The sequence below is a fragment of the Paraburkholderia sp. RCC_158 genome (assembly GCF_041355255.1).
Lineage (GTDB): Bacteria > Pseudomonadota > Gammaproteobacteria > Burkholderiales > Burkholderiaceae > Paraburkholderia > Paraburkholderia graminis.
This window is the reverse complement of the sequence record NZ_JBFUPM010000006.1, coordinates 160,836-175,126: the sequence shown is the minus strand read 5'-3', so window position 1 is coordinate 175,126 and position 14,291 is coordinate 160,836. Positions and strand designations below refer to the sequence as shown.

Genomic DNA, 14,291 nt, shown 5'->3' with positions numbered 1-14,291 from the left:
GCACAATCAACGCGCGGCGAAATAGTCCTTCACCGCCGCGATAAACGTGTCGATGTCGGCGCGCGACACGTCCTTGTGCGTGACGAAGCGCGATGCGTAGAGCATCTGCGTGAGGATGCCGCGCTCCTTGAGCCACGCTTCGAGCGGCGCGCAATGCTGCTGCGGCAACTGCGCGAACACCATGTTGGTCGCCACCGACTGCACCTTCACCTGACCGATCGTTTCAAGCCCCGCTGCCAGATGCGCGGCGTTCGCGTGGTCGTCGGCGAGACGCTCGACGTTGTGATCGAGCGCGTACAGGCAGGCCGCCGCGAGCACGCCGGCCTGACGCATGCCGCCGCCGAGCACCTTGCGCCAGCGGTGCGCGACGTCAATGAGCGCGCGGCTGCCGACCAGCACCGAGCCGACCGGCGCGCCCAGTCCCTTCGAAAAACAGATCGACACCGAATCGAACGGCTCGCACAAAGCCGCGACCGGCTTGCCCGACGCAACCGCCGCGTTGAACACGCGCGCGCCGTCGAGATGAGCCGACAAACCATGTTGGCGCGCGAGCTGAACGGCTTGCGCGACGTAGCTCTCCGGCAGCACCTTTCCGCCGATGGTGTTTTCCAGCGCCAGCAAGCGGGTCCGCGCGAAGTGGTTGTCGATCGGCTTGATCGCGGCCGCGATTTTTTCGAGCGGAATGGAGCCGTCAGGGGCATTTTCGAGCGGCTGCGGCTGGATGCTGCCGAGCACCGCCGCGCCGCCGCCTTCGTATTTGTACGTGTGCGCCAACTGGCCGACGATGTATTCGTCGCCGCGCGCGCAGTGCGCCATCAACGCCGCGAGGTTGCTTTGCGTGCCGCTCGGGAAGAACAGGCCCGCTTCCTTGCCAGTGCGTTCGGCGAGCGTGGCTTGCAGACGCAGCACGGTGGGGTCGTCGCCCCAGACGTCGTCGCCTGTTTCGGCGGCCGACATGGCCGCGAGCATCGCCGGGGTCGGACGGGTTACGGTATCGCTGCGCAGATCGATCATTGTGTGTCCCAGTGCGTCTTTCGAGTGAGAAGCCATGACGGGCGGCCGGCGCCGCTCGTATTGCTCATGCTGCTCGCCGTGGCGAGAAGCACGGATCGGGCGCCGGCTTGTGAGCCACACAGTGTATTCAATTTGCACGGCGCTCGCAGAGCCGCGTGAGCGCGAGCGCGCGCCGCCGCAGGTCAGCCCGGCCCGGGCTTGCTCAGCCGCCCGGCTTCGGCAGCCACGCGAGCGGATCGACCGGCTGCCCGTTCTGGCGAACCTCGAACTGGACGGAGCCGACGCCGCGGCCGTCTACACCGACTTCGCCGATGGTCTGCCCTTGCGCGACCGCATCGCCTTCCTTCACGAGCAGCGTGCTGTTCTGCCCATACGCGGTGATCAGCGAGTCGTCATGCTTGATGATGATGAGCGGGCCATACGCCTCGATGCCCGAACCCGCGTAGACCACGCGGCCGGTGGCGGCCGCCTTGACCGGATCGCCGGGGCGTCCGCCGATCACGATGCCGTTCGACTTGCCCGGCGCAAACGTCTTTAGAACCGGGCCGCGCAGCGGCCATTGCAGCACGCCTTGCTGCGGTCCGGAGGCAGTCGGCGCACCCGGCGCCGTCTGGCCGCCTGGACCCGCACCCGCACCCGCATTCGGCGCGACGCTCGCGGGCGGCGCGACGACGCTGCCGGAGGCCATCGGCGGAGCGACGCGCAGCACCTGTCCGGGCGCGACAGCCGCGTTCACCGGCAGGCCGTTCCAGGTCGCGAGGTCCTGCGGCCTATGCCCGTATGCGGATGCGATGCCGGCGAGCGTATCGCCCTGATTGACGCGGTAGAAACCGGCCGGCACGGGCACCGTGCTGAGCGTGGTCGGCCGCGTCTGGTTGTTGCCGTAGAACGGCGTGCTGTCCCACGGCATGCTCGTGCAGCCGTTGAGTATCACGGCCAGCCCGGCGGCCGCCAGCAGACGGGTTGCGACCGATGAAGTCCCCGTCGATTGCCTTGGTCTCGTCATGTGATTTTCCTCGACATTTTTTGATTCAATCTTGTGATTCGATCGACTTCAATCGATGCCTCTAGCATTCCGCGTGCCGCTGATCCCGCGGCGCTCAAACGCTGCCCTCGGCCTCGACCACGAGAATCCGCGCGGCGCCAAGCGGATGCGCGACATGCTCGGTGCCGACCGATGCGTAGAACACATCGCCCGTTTCCAGAATCGCCGTCTGTTCGACGCCATCTTCGCGATAGCGCATCTCGACGCGGCCGTCCAGCACGGCGAACACTTCCTCGCCGTCGTTGACGTGCCACTTGTACGGCTGATCGGTCCAATGCAGACGCGTGGTGATGCCGCCCATATTGGCGATGTCGAGCGCGCCCCAGGCGCGCGTCGCGGTGAAGCTCCTGCTGCGAATGATCTTCATGGTCCCAAGGGCACGGGTTAAAGGACGGCGCGGATTCAGCCGCTGTTCGGCCGCGGTTCGATGTTCGAGCCCGACGCGGCAGCCGCCCGAGCCGCTGTGAGCCACTGCCAGCGCCGCGATTTCGAACGGCCATTATAAGTCGCGTCGCGCACGCGTCTCGCCGATACCGCGCCCCGTTCGGCGCAATCGTGTGAGCATTGAAACCTTTGGACCCTCATCTATACTCAACTTTGCTGCGCCTGCGTGGCGCAGGCGCAAACGACCGGGTCCCGCAAGGAGTTGAGGATGAACAACGCCACCTTTCTGGCCGTGCAACTCAGCGTCGACGACGTCGCCGCGTCGCCGGGACTGGCCGAGTTGCTGAACATGCATCTGATTTTCGCCGCCGACGTCGCCGAAGCGGCCGACGCGCTCGTGCAGCTTGCGAGCATCGCCGGACTCGCGAGCGGCGTCGAGGCGCGCGTCGAGATTCCCGCCGTCGCGATCGAGCGGCTGCGCGAGGCGCTCGACAATCTCAGCGGCTACGACGAATCATGGCTGCTCGCGCTCGAACCGAGCCGCGCGCTATTCGACGACATCGGCCGGCAACGCACGCTGCATTGACGCTGCGCTCGCACGCGAGGTCCGCGTCGACGCGCAGCCCGGCGAGCCCGATGGAACCTGCGTCATCCATCGGCCTACGCTACCGGGCTTCCGCATTTCGCTCACCGCCCAATCCGCCAGTTAGCCGGAACGCTTGATTGCCGGCGTCGTCTGGTCGTTTCGGGCGAGTCAACTGGAGGAACCGCCGTGAAAAGTCTCCTGAACCGCCGTAGCGTGCTGACCGGTCCATCGCATGTCGTGAGGGTCCCGCAGAGCCATCCCGCCGCATCCGATTCGCCCACTGACGCGCACGACGACGCATCGCCGAATCTGGCGTCCGCGGAGTCGTCGTCGGATGACGGTCTTGCGCCGAATCCTGGCGCCGGCGCGGGTTCCAATGCGGCACACGCCGCCGTGGCCCGCAGCGGGCCGCGCCCGGTGCTGGCCTTGCGGCCCGTGCAGACGGTGCCCTCGCAGGTCAGCGCGCGCGGCGTGCAGATGGCCAATACCGCCGAAGTCGAATGGCTCGCCGAAGAAGAAGCGCTCACGCCGTTTCGCGTGTTCCGCAGCTTTGCCTACTCGGTCAGCCTGCTGTTTCACGGGAAGGAACTGGTGTACTACGTCGCGCTGTATCAGGACGGCGCGTTGTGGCGCGCGCTGAAAGCGGCGGATCTGGAAGCCGCCGAAGCCGCGTTCCGTCATTTCGAGGACCAGGCGACCCGGCTCTCCGATTGCGAAACGCGCCGCGCGCAACTCGAGGCGCAAAACGAGCAGTTGGCCCGCATGATCGCGCGCTCGGAAGCCGAAGCGGAGCGGCTGCGCAGCGATCTGCAGCGACGCAGCGTGCAGGAACAGGCGGCGTCGAACCGGCAGCATCAGGTGCGCAAGGAGGTGTCGCAACTGGAGGCGCAACGTGTTGCGGCGCAGGCGCATCTGAACAAGGCGCATCGGCAGATGCACCAACTCAACCTGACGAGCAACGAAGCGATTCCGCACTTGCCGACTCGTTGAATCGGCGGATTGGGCGGTTTTGGTTTTAGCGGTTTACCAAGCGCCCACGCGGATCGCGCGCTGAGGAACCGGTAAACGGCAAACGCCGCCAGGCGAAAACCTGGCGGCGTTTTTTTGCTTAAGCGCCTCTACAGCCGGCGGCGCTTCGTCCAACCCGGCAATTAGTTGCCGAAATAAACCGAGCTGCGATCCGTCGTGACTGCGCGGCCTGCTTGCGAGCTGCCGGCGATCGGTGCGCCGTAGCCGCTGTCGGCGACTTGAGCCGAAGCTTGGGCGGTGCCGTTCGCAGCGTTCACACGCGTTTGAGCAGCTTGCAGGTTTGCCGGGTAGTCGACATGATCGCCGACCGGGTTGTAGCCTGCCTTTTCGAGCTGGACCAGTTCGGCGCGGACTTGAGCGCGCGTGACCGGCTGGTTCGATTGAGCAAACGAAGCAACGGGAGCGGCCAGAGCGGCGGCGATAACAGCGGCAGAGATGATCGTCTTCATGATGTAAAACCTCCAGAACTTGTTGTGATGCGCTTCCGGGTTTGTTGTCCCTTGCGCTTGAACAGAAGTTTAGGAGGCCGGTCATCTAGGGGAAACCCCTAAAACGACGAAACTCTATTCCGCAAATTGCAATAGTCCGCGTCTGAAATTGCCGCTGATCTATCCCGTCGATAGCCTGCGGCAACAATAGCGGCACAGCGAATTCAAACGCTGCGCCGCCGCGTGCGCCCTTACAGCAAGCGCGCGCGGCGGCGCGTTTCAAGCGATTCAAGCCGTCCGCGCCGTTCCATCGGCCCGCAGCTTCAGCTCCAGTTCGCGTGGAAGCTACCCGGCTTGTCGACGCGCTCGAACGTATGCGCGCCGAAGAAGTCGCGCTGCGCCTGGACGAGGTTCGCGGGCAGACGCTCCGAGCGATAAGCGTCGAAATACGCAATCGCCGACGCGAAAGCCGGCACCGGCACGCCCGCATTGATCGCCGCGACCACCACTTCGCGCAACGCCGTCTGGTAGTTGCTCGCGATGTCGCGGAAGTACGGATCGAGCAGCAGATTGGCGATGGCCTTGTCTTTCGTGTAGGCGTCCGTGATCTTCTGCAGGAAGCGGGCGCGGATGATACAGCCGGCGCGGAAAATTTTCGCGATCGTGCCGAAATCCAGGTCCCACTTGTACTCTTCCGACGCCGCGCGCAGTTGCGCGAAACCTTGCGCGTACGAAATGACCTTGCTGAAGTAGAGCGCACGGCGCACTGACTCGATGAACGCCTCGCGCTCGGCGCCGAGCGGCTTCGCCTTCGGGCCGTCCAGCACCTTGCTTGCGGCCACGCGCTGACTTTTCAGCGACGACAGCACGCGTGCGAACACCGCTTCGGTGATCAGCGGCAGCGGCGCGCCGAGGTCGAGCGCGTTCTGGCTCGTCCACTTGCCGGTGCCCTTCTGCGCCGCGCGATCCAGAATCACGTCGACGAGATCCTTGCCGGTTTCTTCGTCCTTCTTGCTGAAGATCTTCGACGTGATTTCAATCAGATAGCTGTCGAGCTCGCCCTGATTCCATTCGGTATAGACCTTGCCGAGTTCTTCGTTCGACAGGCCGGCCACCTGCTTGAGCACCGCGTAGCTTTCCGCGATCAGTTGCATGTCGCCGTATTCGATGCCGTTGTGCACCATCTTCACGAAATGGCCGGCGCCGTCCGGGCCCATGTAGGCGACGCACGGCTCGCCGTCCGGCGCTTTCGCGGCGATTTCGGTGAGAATCGGTGCGACCAGATCGTAAGCGTCGCGCTGACCGCCCGGCATGATCGACGGGCCTTTCAGCGCGCCTTCCTCGCCGCCCGACACGCCGGTGCCGATGAAATGCAGACCGGCCTTCGCCAGTTCCTGATTGCGGCGAATTGTGTCCGTGAAATGCGTATTGCCGCCGTCGATCAGAATGTCGCCCTTCTCCAGCAGCGGCTTGAGCGATGCGATGGTGGCGTCGGTCGGCTCGCCTGCCTTCACCATGAGCAGAATGCGGCGCGGCTTTTGGAGCGATTCGACGAACTCTTCGAGCGTGAACGCCGGCACCAGCTTCTTGTCCGGATATTCGGCGATGAGTTCGTCGGTCTTTTCACGGCTACGGTTGTAGACCGACACCGCGTGGCCGCGGCTCTCGATGTTGAGCGCCAGGTTGCGGCCCATGACCGCTAGCCCCACTACGCCGATTGCCTGTTTGCCCATGTGAATTCTCCAGTGTCCAAAAAGTGTCGTGACGCCGCGCCGGAATGAACGTCGGCCGGACGTCGAGGGTGAAAGCATAAAAGAAATGCCGGTTCGCCGCTTGTTATCGGGCAAGCAAAGGCGCGCTTTGGGTTCGCTTTGGCCGCGCTTTTGGCCGCTCCCGCCGCTCCCGCCACTTTCACGGATCGCGCCGATTGCGCGCAGTCACCGTGCCTGGCCGGCTTGCGCGGCGCGCTTCCTGAATACGAGGCTGAAATTATTGGCCGGCATCGCGGTCGGCTCGTCGCCTTCAAATCCCGCCGATGCCCCGAGCGCCACGACCGCCTCCATATCGCGCACGCCCCACGAAGGATCGCGGCTTCGCAATTGGCGATCGAAAGCTTCGTTGCTCGGCGCGGTGTGCGCGCCGCCGCGTTTGTATGGGCCGTACAGATACAGTACACCGCCATCCACGAGATAGCGGCTCGCGCCTGCGAATAACGCCTGCGCCGCGCTCCACGGCGAAATGTGGATCATGTTGATGCACACGACGGCGTCCAGCGCGCCGACGTCCCACTCCGGCTGATGCACGTCGAGCGCGCGCGGCGCGCGCAGGTTGGGCGGCGCGTCATGTGCCATCCATGCGGCAATCGACTCGCGCGCTTCCGCGTCGGCGTCGCTCGGTTGCCAGTCGAGGCCGGGCAGCGCGCGGGCAAAGCAGAGCGCGTGCTGACCGGTGCCGCTCGCGATTTCGAGCACGCGGCAGGTGGCGGGCAGCACCGTGCGCAACACCGCGAGTATCGGTTCGCGGTTGCGTTCGGCGGACGGCGAATGTTGCCGCATCGACGGAAGAGGTTCGGTCATGAGGATGGCGTTTCCATTGAATGAATGGCGTTGGCTCGATAGCGTAGGCGTTGGCGTGCGCCGCTCAATCTACCGCGAGGCGGCCGGCCAGAGCGGTCAGCATATCGGCGCACGGCGCCGCGATTTTCAGCGACAAAAGCGGATCGGCGCGCGTGCGCCCGAGGTTGATCGCCGCGATCGGCTTGCGCTGCTTTTGCGCCCATACGCAGAAGCGATAACCGGAATAGACCATGAGCGACGAGCCGACCACGAGCACCGCGTCCGCGGCATCGAGCGCATGCGACGCCGCTTCCACGCGCTCGCGCGGCACGCTTTCGCCGAAGAACACCACCGCCGGTTTCAGCAAACCGCCGCAATTCGCGCACGCCGGCACGCGAAACGTTTCGAGCGCGTGCCATTCGAGATGCGCGTCGCCGTCGGCGGCGGCTTCGGCGGTGACGCTGCGCAACGCGGGGTTGTCCGCTTCCAGCGTCTGCTGGATCGACGCACGCGAATGCTGCGTTCCGCAATCCAGGCAAATAACGCCGTCGATTCCGCCATGCAACTCGATCACCTGGCGGCTGCCCGCGCGCTGATGCAAACCGTCGACGTTTTGCGTGACGAGCGTCGGCACATGACCGGCGGCTTCGAGACGCGCGAGCGCCGTATGCGCGGCGTTCGGCTGCGCCTGCGCGACGACCGGCCAGCCGACCATGCTGCGCGCCCAGTAGCGCCGGCGCATCGCATCGCCGCCGAGGAACTCCTGCAGCGTGATGGGCGGCGAACGCTTCCATTCGCCGTTGTCGTCGCGATAGCCGGGAATGCCGGAGTCCGTGCTGATGCCCGCGCCGGTCAGGACGAACAGGCGCGGGTAACGTTGCACGAAGTCGTGAAGGTCGTCGAGCGTGTGCGATGCGCTAACGGCTTCGAGCGCTTCAAGCGCTTGGGACGACTCAACAGGCGCGGAACGAAGATCGGTCATGACGCCTTCAACCGCGTCCGACGAACGGCATCTTGCTCGCCATGATCGTCATGAACTGCACGTTCACGGACAGCGGCAACTGCGCCATATGCAGCACGGCGTCGGCGACATGCTGGACGTCCATCAACGGTTCGACCGCGATCTCGCCGTTCGCCTGCGGGATGCCGCGCGCCATGCGCTCGGCCATTTCCGTTGCCGCATTGCCGATGTCGATCTGACCGCAGACGATGTCGTACTTGCGGCCGTCGAGCGACACGGCTTTCGTGAGGCCGGTAATCGCGTGCTTGGTGGCCGTGTAGGCAATGCTGTTGGGCCGCGGCGCATGCGCCGAAATCGAACCGTTATTGACGATGCGCCCGCCGCGCGGATTCTGCGTTTTCATCAGACCGAACGCGGCGCGCGTGCAGAGAAACACGCCGGTCAGATTCGTGTCGACCACCGAGCGCCATTCGTCGATAGCGAGTTCGTCGATGTCCACCGGCGAGCCGTTGCGGCCCGCGTTGTTGAACAGCACGTCGAGCCGGCCATAGCGCTCGCGGATCGTGTCGAACAAGGCGGCGACGCTGTCCGCGTCGGTCACGTCGCAGGGCACGGCCAGCGCTTCGCCGCCGAGCGCGTGCGCCGCTTCGACCACGGCTTCGAGCGCCGCCCGTCGACGGCCCGCGAGCACCACGCTATAGCCGTGCTCCGCGAGGCGCAGCGCGCATGCGCGGCCAATGCCGCTGCCCGCGCCCGTTACCAAAGCTACCTTTCTGATTCCCGTCACTGTCACAACATGTCTCCCTGTTTGCCGGCGGCGAGGCGCCACTGCCTCGTACGTTACCGCAGCGCAGGGTCGATCACAAATGCCCGCGACGCGAGCGCATTGCCCTGACGCCGCGCTTTCATTGCCGTTCCTGTCCGCGGTCGCGGCGGCTCGCGCATCAATGGTATCGTTCGACGTTGCGCGCGGCGCCTTCGCGGCGCCTGATCAAGCCGCGCAATTACCGGAAGCACGTTTTATGAATCCACTCTCCACGCCCCACGACACGCCGCATGACGCTCGCGCGGCACGGCTGCGCCGCTGGCCCGAAACCGGCTATCCCGCGATGCTCACCGCGACCGCCGCATGGCACGTGCTGGTGCTGGCCGCGTGGCTCGTCGCGCCGCGCGCATGGCCGTGGTGGCTCGCGGCGATCTTCGCGAATCACGCTGTTTTCACGGTGGCCGGTCTGCTGCCGCGCACGTCGCTGCTCGGTCCGAACTGGACGCGCTTGCCCGCCGGCGCGCGCAACGCGGACGCCATCGCCTTGACCATCGACGATGGCCCCGATCCGGTCGTCACGCCGCAAGTGCTCGATCTGCTCGACGCGTTAGGCGTGCACGCAACGTTCTTCTGCATCGGAGAGAAGGCGCGGCGTTATCCGCAACTCGCACGCGAGATCGTCGCGCGCGGTCATGCGCTGGAAAATCATTCGCAGGTCCACGTGCATACGTTTTCCATCACGCTGCCTGGCGCGCTGTTGCGCGAGATCGACGCCGCGCAACGCACGTTCGAAGAACTCAGCGGCGAGCGTCCGATGTTTTTTCGCGCCCCGGCCGGCTTGCGCAACATCTTTCTCGAACCGGTGCTGCGCAAGCTCGATCTGCGGCTCGCGGCGTGGACGCGGCGCGGCTACGACACGCGCGAACGCGATCCGCAAGTGGTCGCGAGGCGGCTGCTCGACGGCCTCGCGGCACGCGACATTCTGCTGCTGCACGACGGCAACGCCGCGCTCACCGTCGACGGCGAACCGCTGATTCTCGCGGTGCTGCCGCGTGTCGCCGAAGCCGCGCGCAAACAGAAACTGCGCTTCGTCACGCTGCGCGAAGCGCGCATCGACGGTTGATACGCGGCTTCACGGCCATCAGCATCACATGCGGAAATCCGCCGCCATGTCTTCGTCCGAACGTGCTTCTAGCGCCCCGCTGCGGCACGCCTTGATGAAAGCGTCGTAGTCGCGCTCTACCTGATCCGCGTATGTCGTTGCATACGTTGTCAGCGCCTCGGCGAACTGATCGCCGCGACCGATATACGCGCTGACCTCGATCGCCTGGCCGCTCGCCTTTGCATGCGCTCGCGCCATCACCCAGCCGCACAGTTGCGCGTAACCGGTCAGCAGGTCGCTATCGAATAGCTCGATGCTCGCCGACAGCTTCATGTCGCGCAATTGACGGAAGTAGTAATGCCGTCCGAGCGGACTCGTCGCCCAGCCGAGAAAGATGTCGCTTGCGGCCTGCAACATGCGCTGCCCTTGCACGACGCGCTCGCCCTGATGCCTGGCCGGCGGCGACTTGAAATAGCGCGCGACGACCGACGGCCTCGCTTCCTTGATCTGCATGAAGAGCGGCTTGCTCATCGGGTCGACGAGCAGCACGGCCGTGCAGCGTGTGCCGACGCTGCCCACGCCCACCACCTTGAATACGATGTCCTGCACGCTGAAATGAGCGAGCAGTTCGCGCCGATCGTGCGACATCGTCTTCAGGTAGTCGCTCCACATGCCGTCCAGCATGTTGCCTCCGCGCGGGCCTTTTAGCTCTTCGGTTTCCTCGGCGGTGAAGAGCGTGTTCGCGCCCAGCACATGAAAGAGCGCGGGCGGCGCATCGCGAATCACCCAGCGCTCGCCGTCATGCCCGGCCATTCTTTCGAACAGACTTTCGTGCGTGCGGCTCGCCGCCTTCTCCATGCCACGGCGCACGGCGCGACGCCGTTCCGGCGTGAGCGCCGTCTCGGCCATGCGCTCGAATGTGATGCGCTCGTACCAGAGTTCGAGCGCGCCGCACTGTGCGTATTGCGCCATGCGATTGCGATATTCGTTGACCGCCGTCATCACCAGATCTTCGGCGGCGCCGCGGCTCAGGCGCATATGACGCGCCGCGATCACGAGACTCGCGGTGAGGCGTTTCAGATCCCATTCGAATGGGCCGACCGACACTTCGTCGAAATCGTTCAGGTCGAACACAAGCTGCCGCTCGGGCGTCGCGAAGCCGCCGAAGTTCATCAAGTGCCCGTCTCCGCAGATGGGCATCGTCAAGCCCGTGTCGTGAACCTTGCTGAGATCGTGAGCCTGCAACAGCGCGGTGCCGCGAAAGAACGTGAACGGCGATGCGGCCATGCGCCCATAACGCAGCGGCACGAGATTGCGCACGCGGCCTTCGCTGCTCTCCTTCAGCAACTCGATCGGATCGCGGCGCAACTCGCCTACTGTCCGGTGACTCGAGCGCTTCGATTTTTCGCGGGCGGCACGGCCACGCGCCTCACGGTCGGCAATGGTGCTGGCTTTCATGCTCATCTCCGTTCTTCTTGTGAAGGTTCACTTCCGTTCGAGAGACCTGACGCCGGTCGCATTGCATGCTAGCAGAGCAATCGGTAAAAAAGTGAGGGCGCTTTTTACCGATGCCGCATACGCGACTCACGCGCGCTTCTATTTTTCCGCTTTGATTCGTTCGAACACTTCAGCAATAGCCTTTCGAGCCGTTTACCAGTACATGCGGAAATTCAGTGACGCACGCAGCGTCCTTGAAAAAGGACGTCTTCCGGTACGACGTGCGGCGCGCAAGATAACGGAGAGAATATGTTTGTCGCAATTGGCTGGTTATTGGTGATCGGCTCCGTCATAGGGAGCTTCATTGGCGTGGGCGGCCATTTGCCGGCGCTCATTCAACCGTTTGAATTACTATGCATTTTCGGCGCGGCGATTGGCGCGTTCGTCGTCAGTAATCCGACCTCGACGTTGAAGAAGACGCTCAAGGCGATTCCGTCATGCTTCAAGGGCGGCGGCTATACGAAAGAAAAGTATCTGGAACTGATCGCGCTGCTTTACGAGCTGCTTCAGAAAGCACGCAAGGAAGGCATGATGTCGCTCGAAGCGGACGTCTTCGCTCCCGAAGAAAGCGTGATTTTCCAGAAGTATCCGCATGTGCTCTCCGATCATCATCTGCTCGATTTCATCGTCGACTATTTGCGCATGATGTCGGGCGGCAACGTCAACGTGCTCGAAGTGCAGGACCTGATGGATGAAGAACTGGCCACGCATCACGCGGAAGCGTCGGTGGCCGCGAACGCGATTCAGAAGATGGCCGACGGCCTGCCCGCATTCGGCATCGTCGCCGCGGTGATGGGCGTGGTCCACACGATGGGTTCGGTCGGCGCGCCACCCGCGGTGCTCGGCGAGATGATCGCCGGCGCGCTGGTCGGCACGTTCCTCGGCATTCTTCTCGCGTATGGTTTTATCGGGCCGCTTGCCGATCTGCTGAACGCGAAAGGCCGCGCCGAAGCGAAGCCGTTTCAATGCGTGAAGGCCGTGCTGCTCGCGTCGTTGTCCGGCTATGCGCCGCCCATCGCCGTGGAATTCGGACGCAAGGTGCTGTTCACCGCCGACCGCCCGAGCTTCCAGGAACTCGACGACGCGGTGCGCGCCACCAAGACGCCGAAGCCGGCCACAAGCGGAGCAGCGTAATGACGCAACGACGTTCACGCGGCTCGGAAGACGAGGCGCCGCCGCCGATCATCGTGCGTCGCTCGAAGAAGAGTGACGACCACGGCGGCCATCACGGCGGCGCATGGAAGATCGCGTATGCCGACTTCGTCACCGCGATGATGGCGTTCTTCCTGCTCATGTGGCTGCTCGGCTCCACGTCGAAGTTCGACAAGCAAGGCATCGAGGATTACTTCAACACGCCGCTCTCGAGCCTGCTCGGCGGCAGTGAAGGCACGGCCGCCGCGCGGCCGAGCGTGGTGCAAGGCGGCGGGCGCGACATCTCCGATACGCGTCCCGGCGACGGCAAGAAGACCCAGATCGAAGCGGCCGCGCCCGTCAACGTCGTGCCGACGGTTGCGCCCGCCGACGCGGCTCGTTTGCAGCAACTGAAGGAAAAACTGATTTCGCTGATCGAGCAAAGCCCAACGCTAAAGGCGTTCAAGGATCAGATCCGCATCTCGATCACGAACGAAGGCTTGCGCATCGAGATCGTCGATTCGCAGAACCGGCCGATGTTCGCGTCCGGCAGTCCGCGTCTGCAAACTTACGCGGTCGCGATACTCACGCAGATCGGCGCGGCGCTCAACGACGTCGAGAACCGCATTTCGATTGCGGGCCACACGGATGCCGTGCCGTACACCGGCGGACCTGTCGGCTATTCGAACTGGGAGTTGTCGTCCGAACGCGCGAACGCGGCGCGCCGCGCGCTCGTTTCGGGCGGCATGCATGGCGAAAAGTTATTGCAGGTGCGCGGCCTCGCGGACGTGCTGCCGCTTAACAGCAATGTCGTCGATGAACCGACCAATCGGCGCATCAGCATTCTCGTGATGAACAAGGCCGCGGAACAGGCGTTTTTCCACGATGGCGGCCGTACGTCGATTGACGAAAGCACGCCGGCCAGTTCGGCGATTCCCGCAGTCGCGGCGCGCACGCATGCGGCTCCGGGCGCGACGATCGTTCGCTAACGCGTTTTGCGCCGCCTGGCGCTCATATCCAGTTCGACCCGTGTCGGCGCGTGGTCGCTCGCGTGCGGCTCGCCGCGCACCCAGCGATCCACGCCCGCGTCGCGCAAACGCGGTGCGAGATCCGGGCTCAGCAAGATGTGATCGATGCGCAAGCCCGAGTTGGTGTCCCAATGACGGCGAAAATAATCCCAGAAGGTATAGACGCGCTCGTCGCCAAAGTGTGTGCGCAACGAATCTGTCCAGCCTTGCGCGAGCAGGCGCCGATAACGTTCGCGGCTTTCCGGCTGCAATAGCGCGTCTTTCAGCCATGAGCGCGGATTGTAGATGTCCTCATCGGTGGGCACGACGTTGAAGTCGCCGGCCAGCACGACCGGATGCCCGCTCTTGAGCAGATTCGCCGCGTGGTCGATCAGATGGTCGAACCACTTCAGCTTGTATTCGAACTTGGGACCGGGCTGCGGATTCCCGTTCGGCAGATAGAGACAGCACACGAGCAATCCGTCGACGGCCACTTCGAGATAGCGGCTATGCGTGTCGGCCTCGAAGCCCGGCAAGCCGCGGCGGCTTTCGAGCGGCGCTTCGCCCTTCGACAGAATCGCCACGCCGTTCCACGCGCTCTGGCCATGCCAGATCGCGTGGTATCCGGCGTCGCGCACGGCATCGGCGGGGAACGCGCTGTCCGCCGCCTTCAATTCCTGCAGACAGACAATGTCCGGCGCCTCGCGCTCGAGCCATTGCAGCAACGCGGCCTGACGCGAGCGGATTCCATTGATGTTGAACGTCGCAATGCGCAGCGTCGCCACA

16 protein-coding genes are annotated in these 14,291 nt (G+C 64.5%); 6 read left to right on the top strand and 10 right to left on the bottom strand.

What is annotated here, in order from left to right:
• Positions 1 to 6 precede the first annotated feature (6 nt).
• From ltaE to AB6809_RS14525, 3 genes are all read right to left on the bottom strand, one after another.
• Positions 7 to 1,014: a low-specificity L-threonine aldolase gene (gene ltaE, locus AB6809_RS14535; protein WP_006049220.1), complete on the bottom strand. Its 1,008-nt coding sequence runs from the start codon at positions 1,012 to 1,014 to the stop codon at positions 7 to 9.
• Between the two features lie 202 nt (positions 1,015 to 1,216).
• The gene (locus AB6809_RS14530; RefSeq protein ID WP_029966448.1) at positions 1,217 to 2,020 is read right to left on the bottom strand and encodes a peptidoglycan DD-metalloendopeptidase family protein; all 804 of its coding nucleotides are present in this window, start codon (positions 2,018 to 2,020) and stop codon (positions 1,217 to 1,219) included.
• Positions 2,021 to 2,114: 94 nt separating this feature from the next.
• The gene (locus tag AB6809_RS14525; protein ID WP_029966450.1) at positions 2,115 to 2,426 is read right to left on the bottom strand and encodes a cupin domain-containing protein; all 312 of its coding nucleotides are present in this window, start codon (positions 2,424 to 2,426) and stop codon (positions 2,115 to 2,117) included.
• A 285-nt stretch (positions 2,427 to 2,711) separates the two neighbouring features.
• On the opposite strand from AB6809_RS14525, the gene AB6809_RS14520 reads away from it, so the two are divergent.
• The gene (locus AB6809_RS14520; protein ID WP_029966453.1) at positions 2,712 to 3,029 is read left to right on the top strand and encodes a hypothetical protein; all 318 of its coding nucleotides are present in this window, start codon (positions 2,712 to 2,714) and stop codon (positions 3,027 to 3,029) included.
• Between the two features lie 186 nt (positions 3,030 to 3,215).
• Complete coding sequence (locus AB6809_RS14515; protein ID WP_006049216.1) at positions 3,216 to 4,019, top strand: DUF2968 domain-containing protein; 804 nt, start codon at positions 3,216 to 3,218, stop codon at positions 4,017 to 4,019.
• 161 nt (positions 4,020 to 4,180) lie between these two features.
• On the opposite strand, the gene AB6809_RS14510 is transcribed toward AB6809_RS14515, so the two are convergent.
• The 5 genes from AB6809_RS14510 to AB6809_RS14490 form a co-directional block, all read right to left on the bottom strand.
• On the bottom strand, positions 4,181 to 4,507 hold the full coding sequence (locus tag AB6809_RS14510) for a DUF4148 domain-containing protein (RefSeq protein WP_006049215.1): 327 nt from the start codon (positions 4,505 to 4,507) through the stop codon (positions 4,181 to 4,183).
• A gap of 302 nt (positions 4,508 to 4,809) precedes the next feature.
• Entirely contained in the window at positions 4,810 to 6,219 is a 1,410-nt protein-coding gene (gndA, locus tag AB6809_RS14505; RefSeq protein WP_307258763.1) for an NADP-dependent phosphogluconate dehydrogenase, read from the bottom strand.
• 204 nt (positions 6,220 to 6,423) lie between these two features.
• On the bottom strand, positions 6,424 to 7,062 hold the full coding sequence (locus tag AB6809_RS14500) for a DUF938 domain-containing protein (RefSeq protein WP_029966457.1): 639 nt from the start codon (positions 7,060 to 7,062) through the stop codon (positions 6,424 to 6,426).
• Positions 7,063 to 7,126: 64 nt separating this feature from the next.
• Positions 7,127 to 8,023: an NAD-dependent protein deacetylase gene (locus AB6809_RS14495; protein ID WP_029966459.1), complete on the bottom strand. Its 897-nt coding sequence runs from the start codon at positions 8,021 to 8,023 to the stop codon at positions 7,127 to 7,129.
• A 7-nt stretch (positions 8,024 to 8,030) separates the two neighbouring features.
• Positions 8,031 to 8,795 carry an SDR family oxidoreductase gene (locus AB6809_RS14490; RefSeq protein WP_006049211.1) on the bottom strand — a complete coding sequence of 255 codons (765 nt, stop codon included), beginning with the start codon at positions 8,793 to 8,795 and terminating at the stop codon, positions 8,031 to 8,033.
• Positions 8,796 to 9,024: 229 nt separating this feature from the next.
• On the opposite strand from AB6809_RS14490, the gene AB6809_RS14485 reads away from it, so the two are divergent.
• Positions 9,025 to 9,891 (top strand): polysaccharide deacetylase family protein, encoded by an 867-nt coding sequence (locus AB6809_RS14485; RefSeq protein ID WP_029966460.1) that lies wholly within the window; start codon positions 9,025 to 9,027, stop codon positions 9,889 to 9,891.
• 24 nt (positions 9,892 to 9,915) lie between these two features.
• On the opposite strand, the gene AB6809_RS14480 is transcribed toward AB6809_RS14485, so the two are convergent.
• A complete protein-coding gene (locus tag AB6809_RS14480) occupies positions 9,916 to 11,328 on the bottom strand; it encodes a DUF2252 domain-containing protein (RefSeq protein ID WP_371026851.1) in 1,413 nt (470 codons plus the stop codon).
• On the opposite strand from AB6809_RS14480, the gene AB6809_RS14475 reads away from it, so the two are divergent.
• Genes AB6809_RS14475 through motB form a run of 3 tightly spaced genes read left to right on the top strand, consistent with a single transcriptional unit; the run spans position 11,327 to position 13,487 of the window.
• Positions 11,327 to 11,647, top strand: a complete 321-nt coding sequence (locus tag AB6809_RS14475; RefSeq protein WP_307258756.1) for a hypothetical protein — start codon at positions 11,327 to 11,329, stop codon at positions 11,645 to 11,647. The genes AB6809_RS14480 and AB6809_RS14475 overlap by 2 nt on opposite strands.
• Positions 11,617 to 12,501: a flagellar motor stator protein MotA gene (gene motA / locus AB6809_RS14470; protein ID WP_371026850.1), complete on the top strand. Its 885-nt coding sequence runs from the start codon at positions 11,617 to 11,619 to the stop codon at positions 12,499 to 12,501. The genes AB6809_RS14475 and motA overlap by 31 nt, the downstream gene beginning before the upstream one ends.
• Positions 12,501 to 13,487, top strand: coding sequence for a flagellar motor protein MotB (gene motB / locus AB6809_RS14465; protein WP_307258754.1), 987 nt, complete (start codon positions 12,501 to 12,503; stop codon positions 13,485 to 13,487). Before motA ends, motB begins: the two co-directional genes overlap by 1 nt.
• On the opposite strand, the gene AB6809_RS14460 is transcribed toward motB, so the two are convergent.
• Positions 13,484 to 14,290 (bottom strand): exodeoxyribonuclease III, encoded by an 807-nt coding sequence (locus tag AB6809_RS14460; RefSeq protein ID WP_371026849.1) that lies wholly within the window; start codon positions 14,288 to 14,290, stop codon positions 13,484 to 13,486. The genes motB and AB6809_RS14460 overlap by 4 nt on opposite strands.
• Position 14,291 lies beyond the last annotated feature (1 nt).

Bases quoted from the DNA above. Each gene is read 5' to 3' on its own strand.
- AB6809_RS14510 (WP_006049215.1), bottom strand. From the start codon at position 4,507: ATGAAGACGATCATCTCTGCCGCTGTTATCGCCGCCGCTCTGGCCGCT.
- AB6809_RS14480 (WP_371026851.1), bottom strand. From the start codon at position 11,328: ATGAAAGCCAGCACCATTGCCGACCGTGAGGCGCGTGGCCGTGCCGCC.
- AB6809_RS14530 (WP_029966448.1), bottom strand. From the start codon at position 2,020: ATGACGAGACCAAGGCAATCGACGGGGACTTCATCGGTCGCAACCCGT.
- AB6809_RS14525 (WP_029966450.1), bottom strand. From the start codon at position 2,426: ATGAAGATCATTCGCAGCAGGAGCTTCACCGCGACGCGCGCCTGGGGC.
- AB6809_RS14485 (WP_029966460.1), top strand. From the start codon at position 9,025: ATGAATCCACTCTCCACGCCCCACGACACGCCGCATGACGCTCGCGCG.
- AB6809_RS14495 (WP_029966459.1), bottom strand. From the start codon at position 8,023: ATGACCGATCTTCGTTCCGCGCCTGTTGAGTCGTCCCAAGCGCTTGAA.
- AB6809_RS14520 (WP_029966453.1), top strand. From the start codon at position 2,712: ATGAACAACGCCACCTTTCTGGCCGTGCAACTCAGCGTCGACGACGTC.
- motA (WP_371026850.1), top strand. From the start codon at position 11,617: ATGTTTGTCGCAATTGGCTGGTTATTGGTGATCGGCTCCGTCATAGGG.
- AB6809_RS14475 (WP_307258756.1), top strand. From the start codon at position 11,327: ATGCTCATCTCCGTTCTTCTTGTGAAGGTTCACTTCCGTTCGAGAGAC.
- AB6809_RS14500 (WP_029966457.1), bottom strand. From the start codon at position 7,062: ATGACCGAACCTCTTCCGTCGATGCGGCAACATTCGCCGTCCGCCGAA.
- ltaE (WP_006049220.1), bottom strand. From the start codon at position 1,014: ATGATCGATCTGCGCAGCGATACCGTAACCCGTCCGACCCCGGCGATG.
- motB (WP_307258754.1), top strand. From the start codon at position 12,501: ATGACGCAACGACGTTCACGCGGCTCGGAAGACGAGGCGCCGCCGCCG.
- gndA (WP_307258763.1), bottom strand. From the start codon at position 6,219: ATGGGCAAACAGGCAATCGGCGTAGTGGGGCTAGCGGTCATGGGCCGC.